Annotated in this window: 17 protein-coding genes; 10 read left to right on the forward strand and 7 right to left on the reverse strand. The window is 45.4% G+C overall.

The features are described 5' to 3' along the window. Positions 1 to 5 precede the first annotated feature (5 nt). The 3 genes from OCU35_RS08515 to OCU35_RS08525 are packed head-to-tail and all read right to left on the reverse strand — an operon-like array spanning position 6 to position 2,944. Positions 6 to 812, reverse strand: coding sequence for an ABC transporter ATP-binding protein (locus OCU35_RS08515; protein ID WP_261825164.1), 807 nt, complete (start codon positions 810 to 812; stop codon positions 6 to 8). Between the two features lie 3 nt (positions 813 to 815). Continuing rightward, on the reverse strand, positions 816 to 1,580 hold the full coding sequence (locus tag OCU35_RS08520; protein WP_261825165.1) for an ATP-binding cassette domain-containing protein: 765 nt from the start codon (positions 1,578 to 1,580) through the stop codon (positions 816 to 818). A 56-nt stretch (positions 1,581 to 1,636) separates the two neighbouring features. Next, complete coding sequence (locus OCU35_RS08525; protein ID WP_261825166.1) at positions 1,637 to 2,944, reverse strand: MATE family efflux transporter; 1,308 nt, start codon at positions 2,942 to 2,944, stop codon at positions 1,637 to 1,639. Positions 2,945 to 3,438: 494 nt separating this feature from the next. Here OCU35_RS08525 and OCU35_RS08530 point away from each other — a divergent pair, with 494 nt between their 5' ends. Continuing rightward, on the forward strand, positions 3,439 to 4,551 hold the full coding sequence (locus OCU35_RS08530; RefSeq protein ID WP_261825167.1) for an OmpP1/FadL family transporter: 1,113 nt from the start codon (positions 3,439 to 3,441) through the stop codon (positions 4,549 to 4,551). A 6-nt stretch (positions 4,552 to 4,557) separates the two neighbouring features. Here OCU35_RS08530 and OCU35_RS08535 read toward each other — a convergent pair whose 3' ends face one another. Next, complete coding sequence (locus OCU35_RS08535; RefSeq protein ID WP_261825168.1) at positions 4,558 to 5,322, reverse strand: DeoR/GlpR family DNA-binding transcription regulator; 765 nt, start codon at positions 5,320 to 5,322, stop codon at positions 4,558 to 4,560. 10 nt (positions 5,323 to 5,332) lie between these two features. After that, positions 5,333 to 6,070, reverse strand: coding sequence for a glycerophosphoryl diester phosphodiesterase (locus tag OCU35_RS08540; protein ID WP_261825169.1), 738 nt, complete (start codon positions 6,068 to 6,070; stop codon positions 5,333 to 5,335). A gap of 218 nt (positions 6,071 to 6,288) precedes the next feature. Here OCU35_RS08540 and ugpB point away from each other — a divergent pair, with 218 nt between their 5' ends. Genes ugpB through OCU35_RS08565 form a run of 5 tightly spaced genes read left to right on the forward strand, consistent with a single transcriptional unit; the run spans position 6,289 to position 11,318 of the window. Then, positions 6,289 to 7,596, forward strand: a complete 1,308-nt coding sequence (gene ugpB / locus OCU35_RS08545) for a sn-glycerol-3-phosphate ABC transporter substrate-binding protein UgpB (protein ID WP_017030933.1) — start codon at positions 6,289 to 6,291, stop codon at positions 7,594 to 7,596. A gap of 50 nt (positions 7,597 to 7,646) precedes the next feature. Continuing rightward, a complete protein-coding gene (gene ugpA, locus OCU35_RS08550; RefSeq protein ID WP_017030934.1) occupies positions 7,647 to 8,528 on the forward strand; it encodes a sn-glycerol-3-phosphate ABC transporter permease UgpA in 882 nt (293 codons plus the stop codon). Beyond that, the gene (ugpE, locus tag OCU35_RS08555) at positions 8,528 to 9,376 is read left to right on the forward strand and encodes a sn-glycerol-3-phosphate ABC transporter permease UgpE (protein WP_102448925.1); all 849 of its coding nucleotides are present in this window, start codon (positions 8,528 to 8,530) and stop codon (positions 9,374 to 9,376) included. Before ugpA ends, ugpE begins: the two co-directional genes overlap by 1 nt. 3 nt (positions 9,377 to 9,379) lie before the next feature. Next, positions 9,380 to 10,486, forward strand: a complete 1,107-nt coding sequence (locus OCU35_RS08560; protein ID WP_261825170.1) for a sn-glycerol-3-phosphate import ATP-binding protein UgpC — start codon at positions 9,380 to 9,382, stop codon at positions 10,484 to 10,486. After that, positions 10,479 to 11,318: an HAD-IIB family hydrolase gene (locus tag OCU35_RS08565; RefSeq protein WP_261825171.1), complete on the forward strand. Its 840-nt coding sequence runs from the start codon at positions 10,479 to 10,481 to the stop codon at positions 11,316 to 11,318. Before OCU35_RS08560 ends, OCU35_RS08565 begins: the two co-directional genes overlap by 8 nt. Positions 11,319 to 11,640: 322 nt before the next feature. Here the strand turns inward: OCU35_RS08565 and OCU35_RS08570 are convergent, their stop codons facing one another. Both OCU35_RS08570 and OCU35_RS08575 read right to left on the reverse strand, forming a co-directional pair. Next, positions 11,641 to 11,808 (reverse strand): hypothetical protein, encoded by a 168-nt coding sequence (locus OCU35_RS08570; RefSeq protein ID WP_261825172.1) that lies wholly within the window; start codon positions 11,806 to 11,808, stop codon positions 11,641 to 11,643. A gap of 87 nt (positions 11,809 to 11,895) precedes the next feature. Then, on the reverse strand, positions 11,896 to 12,282 hold the full coding sequence (locus OCU35_RS08575; RefSeq protein ID WP_261825173.1) for a hypothetical protein: 387 nt from the start codon (positions 12,280 to 12,282) through the stop codon (positions 11,896 to 11,898). 222 nt (positions 12,283 to 12,504) lie between these two features. Between OCU35_RS08575 and OCU35_RS08580 the strand changes: the two genes are divergently transcribed. The 4 genes from OCU35_RS08580 (at position 12,505) to OCU35_RS08595 (ending at position 16,620) form a co-directional block, all read left to right on the forward strand. Beyond that, positions 12,505 to 12,756, forward strand: a complete 252-nt coding sequence (locus tag OCU35_RS08580; RefSeq protein ID WP_261825174.1) for a hypothetical protein — start codon at positions 12,505 to 12,507, stop codon at positions 12,754 to 12,756. Between the two features lie 47 nt (positions 12,757 to 12,803). Beyond that, positions 12,804 to 14,054 (forward strand): L-methionine/branched-chain amino acid transporter, encoded by a 1,251-nt coding sequence (yjeH, locus tag OCU35_RS08585; RefSeq protein ID WP_261825914.1) that lies wholly within the window; start codon positions 12,804 to 12,806, stop codon positions 14,052 to 14,054. A 456-nt stretch (positions 14,055 to 14,510) separates the two neighbouring features. After that, positions 14,511 to 15,542, forward strand: coding sequence for a porin (locus OCU35_RS08590; RefSeq protein WP_102322820.1), 1,032 nt, complete (start codon positions 14,511 to 14,513; stop codon positions 15,540 to 15,542). Between the two features lie 115 nt (positions 15,543 to 15,657). Then, a complete protein-coding gene (locus OCU35_RS08595; protein ID WP_261825175.1) occupies positions 15,658 to 16,620 on the forward strand; it encodes a helix-turn-helix domain-containing protein in 963 nt (320 codons plus the stop codon). The last annotated feature ends 155 nt before the right edge of the window (positions 16,621 to 16,775 follow it).

The raw sequence follows: 16,775 nt of genomic DNA on the forward strand, positions 1-16,775 counted from the left end.
CTCTTTTATTTAAATGATGGTGTAAAAGTAGAAACGTATTGTGCCTGAATAAGGGCTTGTGTCGTGGTGTGTTGAGGGGCGCTAAGCACCCTATCAAGATCACCATATTCAGCCACCCTACCCTTGCTTAATACCAATACATGACTGCACAGTGCCTTGGCTGCCTGTAAGTCATGGGTCACTAGAATAAGTCGCATATGGCGGGTCTTCTGTAGATGCTTTAACAAATCAAGCACCTGCTTTCGGCTAATAGGGTCTAGGCTGCTTGTCGGCTCATCCGCCACCAGCACACAGGGTTCAACCACCAATGCGCGAGCAATTGCCACTCGCTGGGCTTGCCCTGTCGACAGCTGTTTTGGCAAATAGTCCAGGTGTTTAATTTCTAAGCCCACGGCCGTCAATGCTTCTGCCATTCGCTGTTCGTGCTTATCAATGATCCCTACATTTTTCATAGGCTCGAGTAAGATCTTGCGAACGGAATAATAAGGATTCAGGCTAGTGTGAGGCTCTTGAGATATGAGCTGAATGTGCTTACACAACTCCATTCTCTGTTTTTTAGACGACGTTGAAAGTGGCAAGCCACAAATAGTCACCTCGCCATAGGTTGGCAATCTAAGCCCAAACAACAGCTCAATCAGGGTGGACTTCCCTGCCCCGGAAGGCCCTACTACCGCCAGATTTTCTGTGCCGATCGTCAAATCTAAGCGGTGAAGCGCACGAAAAGGCGCTTTCTTAAACCATTTGAAAGCGGTGTAATGAACGCAAACCCCATCAAACTGGATTTGTGCCGATAGATCATGTTGGTGTGTCATAGGTTATGCCATCAACTCTCGTACTTGAGAACAGAACCTGTGCTCACTTTCATGTAATGCTTGATAGGGCTGGCCGTAATCAATCATCTTGCCATCATCAATGACTAAGAGCTTGTCGCAAGCAAGCGCCGCTTGAAGATCATGGGTAATCAAGAAACCAGCCAATTGGTCTTGCTTAATAGCCTGACGATATAAGCGTAGAATTTCATTTTCAGAGACAGGGTCAAGGGCACTGGTCGGTTCATCTGCGATGAGAACGCTGGCATCACCTAATAGCGCGATAGCAATACAGATCCTTTGCCTTTGGCCACCAGAAAGCTGGCTCGGATAACTGGCCAATGTTTCTTTGGGATAATCAAAACCTAGGCTCTGCAAAAGCTCAGTGATGTGTTGAAGCTGTTGCGTGCTCGCTTTCGTGCTCGTTGAACTCAGCGCTAGGCTCAGTTGAGTACCGACTTTGGCCAATGGGTTAAGCGCCTGCAGTGCGTCTTGAAAAATAACCGCAGGCCTTTGGCTCGCCTTTCGTGCCAGAAGTGGCAATTGAGCCACCTCTACACCCGCAATTTTTATGCTACCCGCCACCACAATATCAGCAGGGGTAAAGCCCGCTATGGCCTTGGACAACATAGACTTGCCTATACCAGATGGCCCCATTACCGCTAAGGTCTGTCCAGGGTTAATGGCAAAGCTCAAATCTTTAAAGATGGTTCTTCTTGAGTCACTGATCGTGAGATTAGAAACCTCAAGTAGAGGCAAGTTGTTGTTCATTATATTTTAGCTAGCGCGTAATCAGGTCTCGAAATATGCGCGGATGATATAACATATCATTTGAAACATCTAACTCTAATTTGCCCGATGTAAGGGTACAAAAATACAAATCGGCCAACATAGAATAAGGTGAATGCCAGCCACAGCCCGTGATTGCCCCACAGCTTCACCGCAATGAACTGAACCACTAAGAACACCAGCAGAGTAATAAAGCTAGAATTTCGGACAGGCCTTGTTGTACCTGTGCCAGTGAAGATCCCGTAGAGGGTTAAACCATAGCCAGCCACTAGAGGGAAAATAATCAACCAAACCGACATATCTTGATAGATGCTCACCACATTAGGGATGTCAGTAAATAGCATCACAAGGTTATACTTGAATACTAAGGTCAGCAGGGTCAGTACAACAATGAAGCCTGTGGTCCATTGCATATTCAGTTTCAAGACATCGTCTAGCAATCGGGTGTCCTTTCGCCCCACCGCTTTGCCAGCAAATACACTAGAGGCATTGGCTACGCCATCGAACATGTAGCTCACAAGGAAAGTCACCTGCATCATAATTGCATTGGCAGCCAACTCATCTGTACCCAACTGTGAGCCTACACGTGCCATCATGTTGAAGAAAATCAAAATGCACACGGTACGCAGCAGCAGGTCCATGTTAGCGCTCACTATCACCCTAAGATCAGCGCGTGACATTTTGACTAAAGATAGGTGACTTAATAGAGACACCTTTGAGGTGGCCAGCACTAGATAGGCGCCAATAGCGAAGGTGGTAACTTGTGCAATTAAACTGGCGTACGCCACTCCAGCGACACCAAGGTCACAGTAGTAGACGAACACTATGTCCAAAATAATGTTCAATACGTTACCAAATACCTGCGTAAACAAGGTTGCCTTAGCCTTCGCTTGTCCCATCAACCAGCCAATAATTACATAGTTAAGCAGTACAAAAGGGGCGCCAAAGATCATGATGCTAAAATAGGTTTTGGCGTGCATCGCGACTTCTGCATCAGGCGAGATCACCCACATTGCTCCGCTCCATATCAAGGGTTGGAGCAAAATAAAGGTCAAACCAACGAGCAATGCAAGGGTAAATGGGCGAAGCAAACTGCTCGCCAACTCTCGGTCATCGTTCTTGCCTAGCGCAATCGCACTCTGACCTGTGGTACTGACCCTGAAGAACCCAAATAGCCAATACAAGGTATTCATAATCACGGCGCCGATGGCGACACCACCAATGAGTTCTGTAACGCCTATCTGCCCAACTACCGCTGTATCTACAGCGCCTAGCAGAGGTTGGGTAACCGTTGAAACAATGAAAGGAAAAGCAATCTTTAAATAATCTTTGTGGGACAGGTTCATCTAGCTAAAATCCGCGAAACATGACTGCCTTAGGCAGTAAATAGTAATAAGCGCTATGCATGCGCATTCTCTTATCATTAATAAATCGATGGTTTTTTGTTCTCGATTACCATGATAGTATTTGAGAATGATTATCATTAATGAAAATTGAGCGCGTATTATGGACTGGAATCAAAACACAGTGCAAGTAGAGATAAGTGCTGAGCATATTGAAAGATTGATATTGGACGGCCATTTGTGTGCATCACAGGTCAAATGCTTGAACAGTGAATCTAAGCAGAAGATCTGGCAAATGTGTCTTAATATTTGTGGCAAAAAGATGTGTAACCTTCATTGTCAAAAAAAGGATAAAAGCAGCGTTATAGTTCAGCAAACTACTGAATATTAGTAATTTGTTACATTGTACTATCTTGCCGTTACACCTTTCTCTATCAATCAGTTATTGCTCTCATTAGAATCGGTGTTCTAACTTTTGCTAAACAACGAATTTGCAGATGCACAAATTTAAGCCGTTCTCAAACAAAGTCATTCCATTTGCTTTACCCCCTTTGCTATTAGCAATATCTTTGTCGGTCCAAGCTACCGGCTTGAACTTTTGGGAATCTTCATCAATTAATTCCGCACTTGCTTCAGCAAATGGCGCTAAAGCATCAGATGCATCAGTACTGGCACTCGCACCATCAAGCATTACTCAACTAGATAGTCCTACTGTTACGGCTAATGTGACCTATTACCGGGTCTCTACAGACTACTATCTATTTGGTGCGGAAACAGACTATGAACAAGCAGACCCAATACCTGCAGGTTTCTTTTCCATGCCCGTTAGTGACAACTGGTATCTGGGACTCGCCATATACAGTCGGACTGCAGCTGATATTAGTGTTCCCCAGATAACGCTGGTGCCCGAAACAAGAGTAAGGCCGATTACGGTATCTATTGCACCGACTGTTGCGTACCTCTGGAATGATGTGAGCATTGGATTAACGGTTGAATCACTACAATCTCAATATCTTTTGGAACAAGAAGTTTGCTTAGTACTCTGTCAGGACAGCAAAATTGAAGGAACAACATCTGGTTGGAGTGGTGCTATAAGCGCGACTTGGCAAGTTTCCCAGGCCCTTTCATTTGCCGCGACGCATAGACTTGCGAGCCAATACTCTGATGCAAATATCGAGTTTGACTTGCCAGATATTACATCACTCTATGCAACATGGTCCCCTCTTAAAAACCTCGACTGGCATACCACTTACAGCTATACCCAATGGAAAAACAAAGGCATTCGATATACTGACTACAGTGATGTGATTGGCCTCTTAGTGGGTGCATCGGACAGTCAAAGATTTGCAACATCTTTGAACTATCACATAGCGAGTTGGGATTTAAGAGTCGGGCTAAGCCTAGATGAAGCTATTGACGCCTTTGGTGGCAATGATATCCGATATAGAGTGGGAGCAGGCTACCGATTCAATACAAACTGGCGTACAGACATCGCCTTTGTCTTCGAAGATTACGCCCGAAAAGAATACAACACGAATTCCGGTGACTCTCTTGTTGCAGTGCAAAATGAAGGATTTGCAGCTGGTTTGGGTGTGACCTATACCTTTTAAGCATGGCTAAGGTAGACTCTTGGTTCTATCGCCAAACACACGGTCAAAATAATCAAGTTCGGCTACGCGAGCATTGGCCTTTCTGTGCCATTTACTGCTGTTCGCTACCAGCCACTTCTGCTGAGAATTAGCCAGAATCGCTTGGCTGACCTGAGCCTCACGAAGCTCATGCTCCATAGCGATCTCCATTTCATTCATCGGATTTGAATCAGACAAGTGAGAGGATACCGCTCTCACTTGAGATACTGATGCACAGCTTACTATGCCAATATCGGCGACGAACTGTACAAAGAATCGGCTGACTTCCTCACCAACAATATCGCCATCGGTACTGCGTAACCGTCCTCCGGGCATCCAGGTTTCAATATGATCGTACTGAGAGAGGATATGAGCAGCCTGGAAATTGTTGGTCACTACGCGCAACTGGGTATGATTAAAGAGCTGCTCAGCAATAGCTGCAATGGTTGTGCCTATTCCAAGGAAAACAGTACTGCCATCAGGGATCCTCTGGACTACCTCACGGGCTATCGCACGTTTTTCATCTTGGTTGGTGCTGACCCTAGAAATGTAGCTGCGATTTGCAAGCGTCACAGGTAAACCTACCCCACCATGGTGGCGCTGCGCATATCCTAAGGTGCATAGCTCATTGATATCTCGGCGGATGGTTTGAGTAGTGACAGAAAAATGCTCCGAGAGCGCCTCCACACTGCAGTACTCTTGGGAGGAGATCATCTCTAGCATTTGCTGTTGTCGTAAGCTCAGGTTTTGCATATTGGTAATATCAAGTTTCCAGAGTTAAAGCATAGGCTTTAGGGTCGTCCGTTATCATCATATCTACGCCCCATTGCCAGTGTTTTTCAACCAGTTCAGGGAAATTAGCGGTGTAACAATACAGCTGATAACCTGCTTCTTTTATTAATTCGGCCTCTTGCTTTAGCAAAAAACGGTAATCACAATGAACGCTATATGCCTGAATTTCACGCAGTAAAGAAAGAGCCTCATCCGGGATTTGTTGCCATAGCTGGCCTCTTCTTATCAAAGGCAATGTTAGCATCATCTGATAGAGCGCCTCATTATCAAAGCTCGAAAACAATACCTGTGGCAGGGGTATTTCTGACTTTTCAACAACTTCTTTCACTTTATCGCACAAAGCGATGACGTTATCTTCAGGGTACATCTTAAGCTCGATGTTGAGATGCAGCCCAGCCTCCTTCACATACAAAAGCGTCTCTTCTAGGGTTGGGATACGTTCACCCACATACCTATCGTCAAACCACCCTCCTGCATCCAACATCTTTAGTTGCGACACGCTCATCTCTCTCACGCTACCACGCCCGTTGGTGCAGCGGTTGACCGTGCGATCATGGATAACCATAGGTACCCCATCTGCCGACAATTGCACATCGATCTCAATCCACTGACTGCCATGCTCCTTAACCAGTTTAAAAGCCGCCATTGTATTCTCAGGCGCTAGGCTTGAGACACCGCGATGAGCTGTCGTTTTACGTTCCTTTTTCATCTGAGTTCACTCTATTTTCATATTGATTCACTTGCAGAGTGTCAGCGCTTTATGACTGAAATATGTCAGTTTTTTTAAGTTATTTCGTTTCAAATAAGTTCATTTTTCTGTAACCCAAGCGTCATTTATCTCGTTTAACTTTCACTTGAACACAAAAAAGCGAATATGAACAAAATTGAACATTCGCTTTCTTTCAGCCAACGAAAAAGGGAAACGTTATGTCTATCAAGCACCTAACCGGCGCTTTACTCGCAACTGCACTATTCAGTGCTCACGCTCAAGCTAAAACAGAAGTTGAATGGTGGCATGCCATGGGTGGCGCTTTAGGTCAAAAGGTAAACGAGATTGCCGCTGACTTTAACGCTAGCCAATCAGAGTATGAAATTAAGCCTGTTTTCAAAGGCAGCTATGCAGAAACTATGACGGGTGCGATAGCAGCGTTTCGTGCAAAAGAGCAACCGGCAATCGTGCAGGTTTTTGAGGTCGGCACTGCCACTATGATGGGCGCACAGCAAGCTATTTACCCTGTTTATCAGTTAATGGAAGACACAAAAGAACCTTTTGACGCTGATGACTACCTACCGTCTGTAACAGGTTACTACACCTCTAACGATGGCAAGATGCTCTCAATGCCGTTTAACAGCTCTACACCTGTGATGTATTACAACCAAGATATGTTTGAAAAAGCAGGCATCAAGGAAGCGCCAAAAACATGGAAAGAGATGGAAGCCGTCTCTCGCAAGTTAATCGCTTCCGGTGAAAAGTGTGGTTTCACGACTTCATGGCAGTCTTGGGTACAGATCGAAAACTTTGGTGCACGCAACAACATCCCTGTAGCGACGAATAACAACGGCTTCGATGGCTTTGACACTGACTATAGCTTTAACTCTGAACCTTTTGTTAAGCACATTGAACAGCTAGGAAAATGGTCTGAAGAAGGGATCTTCAAATATGGCGGTCGCCAATCAGACGGCATGCCACTGTTTTACACTGGCGAATGTGCCATGACGATGGGCTCTTCAGCTGGCCTTGCTGGAATCCAAGAGAATATGCAGGACACGAATATTGGTGTAGCTGAACTTCCTTACGATGACACGCTGGTTTCCAAGCCACAAAACACCATCATTGGCGGTGCATCTCTTTGGGTAATGCGCGGTCACTCCGATGCTGAATACAAAGGCGTCGCTAAGTTCTTCAGCTACCTATCTAGCCCAGAAGTTCAGGCTGACTGGCACCAGTTTACGGGCTACCTACCCATCACTAAAGAAGCATACGAGCTAACGAAAGAGCAAGGGTTCTACAGCAAAAACCCTGGCACGGATACCGCTGTATTGCAGATGACCTCAAGCGAGCCAACGGTAAACTCTAAGGGCATTCGCTTTGGTAACTTCCTACAAACGCGCGACATCATCAACGAAGAGTTAGAAGCAGTTTGGGCTGGCAATAAATCAGCAAAAACCGCTTTGAACACCGCTGTTGAGCGTGGCGATCAGCAACTGCGCCGCTTCGAGCGCACGCAAAAGTAACTTAGTACTGCGCCACCCATATTTGGGTGGCGCCTTTTGGACTTACCATTATGTCATCTCAAGTTGTGTTTAAGCACAAGTGGCTACCTGTAGCCTTGATAGCGCCCCAACTGATCATCACCTTAGTGTTTTTTATCTGGCCTGCTGGGCAGGCGGTTTTCCAATCCACTCAACTCGAAGATGCCTTTGGCATCAGTCGCGAATTTGTGGGGTTGGAAAACTTCATTAGACTATTCAATGATCCACTGTATTGGGCCTCTTTTTCCACCACCATGATGTTTAGTGTGTGCGTGGCAGTGCTGGCCTTAGTCTCAGCGCTAGTATTGGCAGCATTTGCAGAGCAGATTCTGCGTGGTGCGACCTTCTATAGAACGTTTCTTATCTGGCCATACGCGGTCGCTCCCGTTGTCGCCGGTTCCCTATGGCTATTTCTCTTTGACCCAACCATTGGTGTCATCACTGAAATATTAGAGGCCTTCGGAGTGAACTGGAATCCTACTTTAAATGGCGACCATGCCATGTGGATGGTGGTTATTACGTCTACGTGGAAACAGATCAGCTATAACTTTCTGTTCTTCTTAGCTGCGTTGCAATCTGTGCCTAAGTCTCTGCACGAAGCGGCCGCTATTGATGGCAGTGGGCCAATCAAGCGCTTCATGAGCATCAGCTTTCCTCTTATCTCACCAACCAGCTTTTTCTTGTTAGTGGTGAATTTTGTATACGCCTTCTTCGACACCTTTGCGGTCATTCATGCCATGACGCAAGGCGGGCCAAGCAACAGCACCTCAACGCTGGTTTACAAGGTCTATAACGATGGCTTTATTGGCCTAGATCTAGGCTCATCAGCAGCGCAATCCGTGATATTGATGGCACTGGTTGCCTCACTGACTGTAATTCAATTTAAATATGTAGAAAAGAAGGTGGCTTACTAATGGTAGAAAGACGACCGCTATTTAAACTCTTTTGTCACCTGGTCTTGATCATAGGCATCGTTTCCATCGCCCTGCCGGTATGGATTGCTCTGGTGGCAACTACTCATAACAACACTGAGTTTGCCACTGGCACGCCACTGTGGTTTGGCGACCTTGGATTCAGTGTATTCAGAGACCTACTTTCAGGTAGCGAGGCATACAACAACAGCACCCTGCCTATCCCTCAAATGCTGCTGAACTCATTCGTGATGGCCATGTGCATTACCATAGGCAAGCTGACTATCTCTATTTTGTCTGCCTACGCAGTGGTGTTCTTTCGCTTTCCGGGAAGAATGCTCGCCTTCTGGATGATCTTCTTCACCCTAATGCTGCCTGTGGAAGTAAGAATCATGCCCACCTTTGAGGTGGTGACCAATCTCAACATGTTGAATTCATACTACGGACTCACCATTCCATTGATTGCCAGTGCCACCGCGACGTTTTTGTTTAGACAGTTTTTCCTGACCGTGCCAAAGGAATTAGTCGAAGCCGCTCGCATTGATGGCGCAGGCCCTATCAAATTCTTTTTTGATATCTTGCTGCCACTATCACGAACCAACATCGCCGCGCTGTTTGTCATTACCTTCATCTATGGATGGAACCAGTACCTATGGCCATTGCTCATCACTACTGACGCCAGTTATTACACCATTGTTATGGGCATCAAGCAGATGCTTGGCGTCGTCGATGGCGTGATTGAATGGAACAAGATCATGGCCACCACCATTATTGCCATGCTACCCCCTGTTATCGTTGTTATTGCGATGCAAAAAGCCTTTGTTAAAGGCCTTGTGGACTCGGAGAAATAAATTATGTCTACCCTAACTCTTTCAAATATCGCAAAGTGCTACCCGAACGGATATCAAGCTATCCATAGCCTTAACCTTTCTATTGATGACGGCGAAATGGTTGTACTCGTTGGTCCAAGTGGCTGTGGTAAATCAACCCTGCTTCGCATGCTCGCCGGTCTTGAAGAAATCTCAAGTGGCGAACTCAGCATTGATGACAAGGTGGTGAATGATAGAGAACCCGGCGAGCGTGATATCGCTATGGTTTTTCAAAACTACGCCCTGTATCCACATATGTCTGTCTACGACAACATGGCCTATGGACTGCGAAACCGAAAAACACCTAAGAAGGAAATTCATGAGTTGGTCACGCAAGCGGCAGAAATGCTTGAGCTTAGCCAACTATTAGACCGTAAACCTAAGCAGCTCTCTGGCGGCCAGCGACAACGCGTCGCAATGGGCCGCGCCATTGTTCGCAAGCCTAAGGTGTTCCTGTTTGATGAACCTTTATCCAACCTAGATGCTAAGCTGCGTGTTCAAATGCGCCTTGAGATCAAACGCTTGCAGAAGAGTCTTAATACAACCTCTGTCTACGTTACCCATGACCAGGTAGAAGCTATGACGCTGGCTGATAAACTGGTGGTGTTAAACAAGGGCGATATTGAACAGGTAGGCTCTCCATTAGAGATCTACGATGCGCCGGCTTCTTTATTTGTGGCGACCTTTATGGGCTCACCTGCCATGAACATCCTAGATGGACAGATCAGCGAGCTTGGCATGCACGTTGCCGATTCACTCACCACTATCGCGACTCAAGACTTAGCCCTAGGCCAAATCAAGGTTGGCCTTCGTCCTGAGCATCTATTCGTTGAGCAAAATGCACCAAAGTTCTCCGTCAAAGTCGAGCTCATAGAGGCATTGGGCGCAGATCTCTTGCTTTACTGCCAGACCTTAGATAGCAGTGAACAAAGGCTGGTAGTGCGCGTGGATGGGCATGAAAACATTAAGTCCGGCGATGTGCTAGGCCTGACTTTTAACCACCAACACTTGCACCTATTTGATTCGACAAGCGAAAAACGCATCGAGTTTTCCTCTCACCAAGAGTGTGTAAAAGAGGTGGTGAATGCTTAAGTCACTACCCTCAATTGAGCGCCAGCAACTGGCGAACATCGAATGGTTGCTTACTGACGTAGATGATACCTTGACCTGGGAGGGCCAGCTTCCTGATATCACCCTAAAAGCCCTCTACGATCTGCAAGAAGTGGGCATCAAGGTGGTGGCCGTTACAGGGGCGTGCGCAGGTTGGTGCGATCAGATCGCTAAGGTTTGGCCCGTTCATGGGGCTGTCGGAGAAAATGGCGCATTTTGGATGAGCCAAAACGAATCCGGCTTTGCAACCGAATCTAAAATCCCTCTATCTCAGATGCATCTTGAGCAAGCAGCGCTTAAATCCGCGCTTGCTGAAATATTGGAAGATTACGAGGGCATTCGTTTCGCAGCAGATCAGCCATTTCGTTTTTGCGATGTCGCCATTAATCTTAGTCAAGACAGAGAACCCGTCTGTGAACAAGTAGCGAAGGAGTTGCTGACGAAAGCGAGGGCTTTGGTTATCGATGGCAATACTGTCAACGCGTCTCTTAGCTCGATTCATCTTAATGTTTGGATTGGCGAACACAGTAAGCGCGTAACAAGTGAAGCCTATCTTAAGGCACACTCTCCTTTTAGTGACATCGACTTAGACAAAGTGATTTATATCGGTGACTCGCAAAATGATGAGGCCATGTTCGCATGGTTACCCACCACGTTTGGTGTGCGTAACATTCAAAATGTGTTGCCTCAGTTGACGCACAAGCCAAGCGTGCTTTTAAATGAAGACGGAGGGTTTGGTTTCGCGCAACTGGCTCGCCATATTATTGAAGCAAAACAGGATTGTCTTACTGGTCAACTGTGCCGCTCCGCTTAAAAGCCTGTTAGCCAAAAGCGATGCCCGCTAGACACAGCACGATGAAAAAGATGAAGGGCGAAAAGAAACCAATAAGAAAGTTTCGAGTTGGCGACCAAAGCAATAGTAGTACTGCGACAACGAGTAAGCTCAAGGACACGCTTTCCTAAATAATGAGTGAGAGCAGAGGATGCCGTAGGAATCCACTTAAGACCAATGACTTGCACTGACATCTGATATACATCGGTGTAATAAGCAAAAAAGCCTAGAACGACGGATGCTCTAGGCTTTTATTTCTAGGTGCTTAATTGTCGGTTCTCAACTACCAGTTCGTAACAGCCGACTACTTTTCGTTTTTATAGATCTTGCCGTTTTGTTTACGACACTCAGTAATCATAATGTTGCCAACATATTCACCATTGACGTAGCAAGGCAGCCAAGGTGTTGTGCCAGCAAACGATGTTGAAACAAAAGAAAGGCAGATCAAAGCGGATAAAAGAAGCGTTCTCATGGTCATTTCCCTCACAGCGACAATGACCATTCCTACGTTAGCCCGATACTTAAGTTCAAATTAGTTCATGAATGAAATCACACTTAGCTAGAAATACACCTTAATCCCGGCTCTTGCTTCCAGTTCAACATCCAGTTCATCAAGATAAATCGCAGGTGTAAGGTCGATATAAAACCCCACAGGCTTAACCCGAAACTCCGCGCCAATGCCCGGAGTCAGCGCGATGTAGTGATGGTTTCTATCCACATATTGACCACCAATAAAGAAATACATGGGCGTACCCGACACCGCAAAGGTTTTGTTCGCTCCAATGCCAAATTGGTCATCCAAACTCACATTCATTCGAAAGCCATTGTGGGCCACATCCAGCCCCCAAAACGGCTTACCTACCGAAATACCAATTCCCGTTTCCGCCTTGGCACTCAAGGATACACACAGGCCCACTGCCGCCAAAAGGCTGACTAACTTTTTCATATTACTTCCACTGCAACAATTTGCACGGATAGTAAAACGGTAAAATGTGTAAGTTGTTAATGAGAAAGAGAATTTACGGTAATCTTACAGTTCTGTTTAGGATTTATTCGAGTGGGGACATAAGGCGGACAATACAGAACCAGATAAAATTATAAGGCCTTGCAAATCACAATCTATTCCCTTTAAATACATGCCCTAACAAGCTTTTCTCAAGGGTTCATCGTGTATCTAGTACTGTATTGCCACAACATTGGTATGACGGATTTTTCGTTTTTTGAGACCGAAGATTTTGATAAGGATGATGGCTATATCGTTCGTGGTAAGTGGCCGAACGAGCAGGCTTTTCGAGACTATTTGAATAAAGAGTTCTCGAATCTGGCTGATTATCAAGTGCTTGATTTGATTGCTGAAGGTAAAGTGGCAGAAGACTATACGCAAAGCGACCTCATAGAGCGTGCTGACGCCATAATCTAACGTTCAGTATTAAATCCAAATCTAAAAACGCATATTCAAGGAAGATGATGTCAGGGTTAAAGCGAGAGATCACATTGATTGGTGGCATAGGCCAGATGTCCACCACCCTGCTTGGAACTGGGCTTTTCATGGTGCCTGCTATCGCAGCCAGCATTGCCGGACAAGATATGCTGTGGGCATGGTGGTTGCTTATCTTTGCCGTGTGCCCCATTGCCTCCACCTTTGCAGCCCTTGGTAAACGTTACCCCAATGCAGGGGGAGCCTCTTACTTTGTAAAGCAGGCCTTTGGATCTCGCCTTGAAAAAGCCATCGCTCTTTTATTTATCAGTGTTATCCCTGTAGGTGTTCCGGCGGCCATTGCTATCGCCGGTGGATTTGCTCAGCAGTTTTTACCTAGCTTTCTGGCACAGCCATTGACTGCCCAGTTGCTTGTGGTTGTTCTTTTAATGGTCGTAAACTTTTCAGGTAGCAAAATATCCAGTCAGTTCCAAACCGGCATTGCCATTGGAATATTGGTACTCGTTGGGCTTTTTGTGTGGTTTGGTGACATTTCGGTTTCCGACAGTATTCCCGCTACTTTACCTGCCAATAACCTTCCTGCCATTGGCAGTGCTGTAGCTGTGATGTTTTGGTGCTTTGTTGGCATTGAGGCGTTTGCGCATATGGGTGAAGAGTTTAAGCGACCTGAGCGAGATTACCCTATCGCTATCTTGGTGGGCTGCCTTATCGCTGGCACTGTTTACTATCTCTTTTCTTTAGTTGTACTAAAGCATCACGCCTTTGGAACGCAGGAGTTAAATACCACCTCAGTGCCTTATCTTTCCAATCTTCTGTTTGGCTCTGGGCTAACATGGCTCATCAGCTTAACCGGATTCTTGGCATGCTTTGCCACTATCAACCTATACACACAAAGCTTAGCGCGAATGATTTGGTCACTGGCAAGAGAGTACAAACCCTCAAGCTCGGTAGCACGAATATCAATCAAGGGAGTGCCATCTGTAGCCACAGTGATTGTTGGCATTACTTTGGCGTTATCCTGTGTATTTGGAGAGCTTTCAAATATCGATATCGAAGTGTTTCTGACCCTAGCCAACGGGATCTTCGTGGTGATCTACCTGTTTGCAATGTTAAGTGCCGTTAAGCTACTCAGTGGTAAAGGAAAGGCTCTTGCGATATTTTCGACAATCTTATGTGTTCTAGTACTATTCTCAATTGGGTTAGCTATGACTTATGCCGTTATATTATTGGCCGTAATCTGGGTTTTAATTCCTAGATTTAATAATACCAAACCAATATGACCACATTTGTTTATCTCAATAAAAACTGTACATATAAGCATCACTTATTATTGTTAATCACCTTCATTTATAATAAGAAGAGAGCGCTACCGCTTTGATTTGAACATAATAGATCGTAAACAATGTAGCAATTCACCTCCATACTAGAATCAAACACCCTCAATCCCTAGAAAGGCGTCATCGAGTTTCCTTAACATATTCAGATAAATAGCCACAATCATTGCCAACAGCGCCAGTCCCATCACCTCAATACCTTCTCAGCTTTCCTTGTGAGGACCTGATCCATCAAACACGATTGTACAACTCTTTCATATTATTAAAAAATCCACTTCGTTCTTTTATTATCTATGCATTTTAAAAGCACCATTAGCCAGCGATTAATTAAATAATAATAATCAATTATTCCCGCAAATATTTATTGGGAATTTTTTACTAAAAGGAAATTTAGGTTTTACAATGAAATTGAAACTATCAGTTATTGCAGTATCTAGTATCTTCGCCTCCACTTTAGCTTCAGCAGCAACCGTTTATCAAAATGAAGATACCATCCTAAACTTTGGCGGTCGCGCGGAAGTACGCGGCAACTTCTCGGATGCAAACAAAACAGACAGCAACGATCACACCTACTCTGACGCTTCTCGCGTTCGATTGAGCGTAGATGGCACTCAAAAACTTAATGATGAAGTCGCATTCTTTGGTAAGTACGAGTTTGAATTAACCGAGAACGAAGACGGTGCAAAGGATGACGTTGCCGTTAACACTCGTTTCTTGTACGCAGGTGTAGAAACAAACATTGGTAACTTCTACTACGGTCACCAAAACAACGCTGTGACATACTTGACCGACTGGACCGATGCTGCAGAAACCTACAGTGGTTACATCAACGAATACACAGTTGCTACCGCAGATAGAGCTAAAAACGTGTTGCGCTATGAGTGGACGACTAACTCAGGCTTGACGGTACAAGTTGACGGCAACTTTAATTCAGACAGCGAATCTGCACAAAGTAACGGCTACGGCGCCGTTGTGGCATACGCTCTGCCTTTCGGTCTAGACATTGGTGTGGGTTATGCCGCGAGTGATGAGACTTACGGTAACGGCAATGAGACTGATACCACTGACGCATTTATGGCAGCAGCAAAATACACCCATGAAAACGGCCTATGGCTAGCCGCGTTATACCAAGGCGGTACTATCTCTACTGCTCTTGAAGGCGGTCAATATGTTAAGGGTTCAAACTACAACGCCGCGGATGCCTACTTAGGTTACGCGTTTGGCCAAAACAACGTGAACCTAACTTACAGCTACTTCCATGCCGAAGATACCCGAGATCTTGATATCAACTTCGTTGGTATCGAATACGCTCGCTACATGGGTGATGTAGCCTTCTTCGGCAGCTACAAGATCAACCTGCTTGACGAAGGTCAAGGTGGTATCGGTGACAACGACCAAGATGAAGTAATGCTGGGTATGCGTTACAGCTTCTAAACTACTAAAACAAAGAGCTCAGTCGCGTTAGTGTACTGAGCTCTATTCGTTCTCAGTTTAAAAAGTATCTCTCTATTGAAATCAGCCCCAAAAAAGTATCCTCAAAAGAGCTCCTATGCGTAAAGGCTCTCGTTCGCTGCTACTTACCGCTTCTGACTCTATGCTATTTTTTATTCCCTACCTAGAGCGACACAAGATTGATTGGAAATCCATAGCAAAGAGTGTCGATCTTCCGACCAAATACTCAAACAATGAGAAGTGGATTCCCGTAAAGAACTATTCATTATTTATAGAAGCCATCACCCCATTGTGCGCTCCAGACATGCCTATTATTGTGGGAAAAGAGGCTGCAAAGAGTCTATTACAAGACAGGCGACGTTTTTTCCGACCTAACGATACCTTCCAACAGGCACTCACGGCACTAATAACGCACTCTCATACGTTAACCCGACAAAATACCTACTGGCTACAAAAGTTAAATGAACAGTGGTGTTTGTGTAATAGAGGAAACCTTGCTCCTTCCTATCCAGGATACGCCGCAGTTGAGTGGTTTCGTGTTTCACTACTAATCAATTTATGTCGTCATTGGTTAGGTAACGAGTGGTCTCCGTCAAAGGTAAATATGATGACAGCCTTGCACCAAGGCTACCTGTATGAAGGTTATTTATTCACTGATACTGCAGTCGCATACAATCAACCGCATTTGACTATCGAATTGCCTCCGCTGCAAAGCTTTGAGGCGTTAGCTAGTCGCTCATTACACGCTCGCGATATCCAAGAAATCAGACTGTTGACTGAAACATACTGCCACCTTCCTAGCTTCACGATAGACTGGTTGGCGTCGCTGTTTGGAGTAACAAGAAAGACCCTTTATCGCTACCTTAAAGACAACCACACCACCTTCAAAGAAATAAAGAAACAAGCGATCTTAAGCAAAGCCGAGCAGCTTTTAGCGGAATCTAATGAAAGTATCAGCGACATTGCCTTTCGAATGGGATACAGCGATGTGTCCAATTTTAATCGCGCAATCAAACGCCTATCCAATAAAACACCTGCTCAGATCAGAAAAGAACGCTAGCAAAAACGAAACTTGTATAAGGTTTCACCGCCGATTAAGCCGATCACCTAAAAGTCCCCAAATGACCTATATCGTCAATACACTTAACTTTAATATGGTCACTAGGAGATAACGCCTCCTAGGTCAGTCTTGTCAACAAACTGCCTTTTCGACAA

The sequence above is a fragment of the Vibrio breoganii genome (assembly GCF_024346795.1).
GTDB classification, from domain to species: Bacteria; Pseudomonadota; Gammaproteobacteria; order Enterobacterales; family Vibrionaceae; genus Vibrio; species Vibrio breoganii.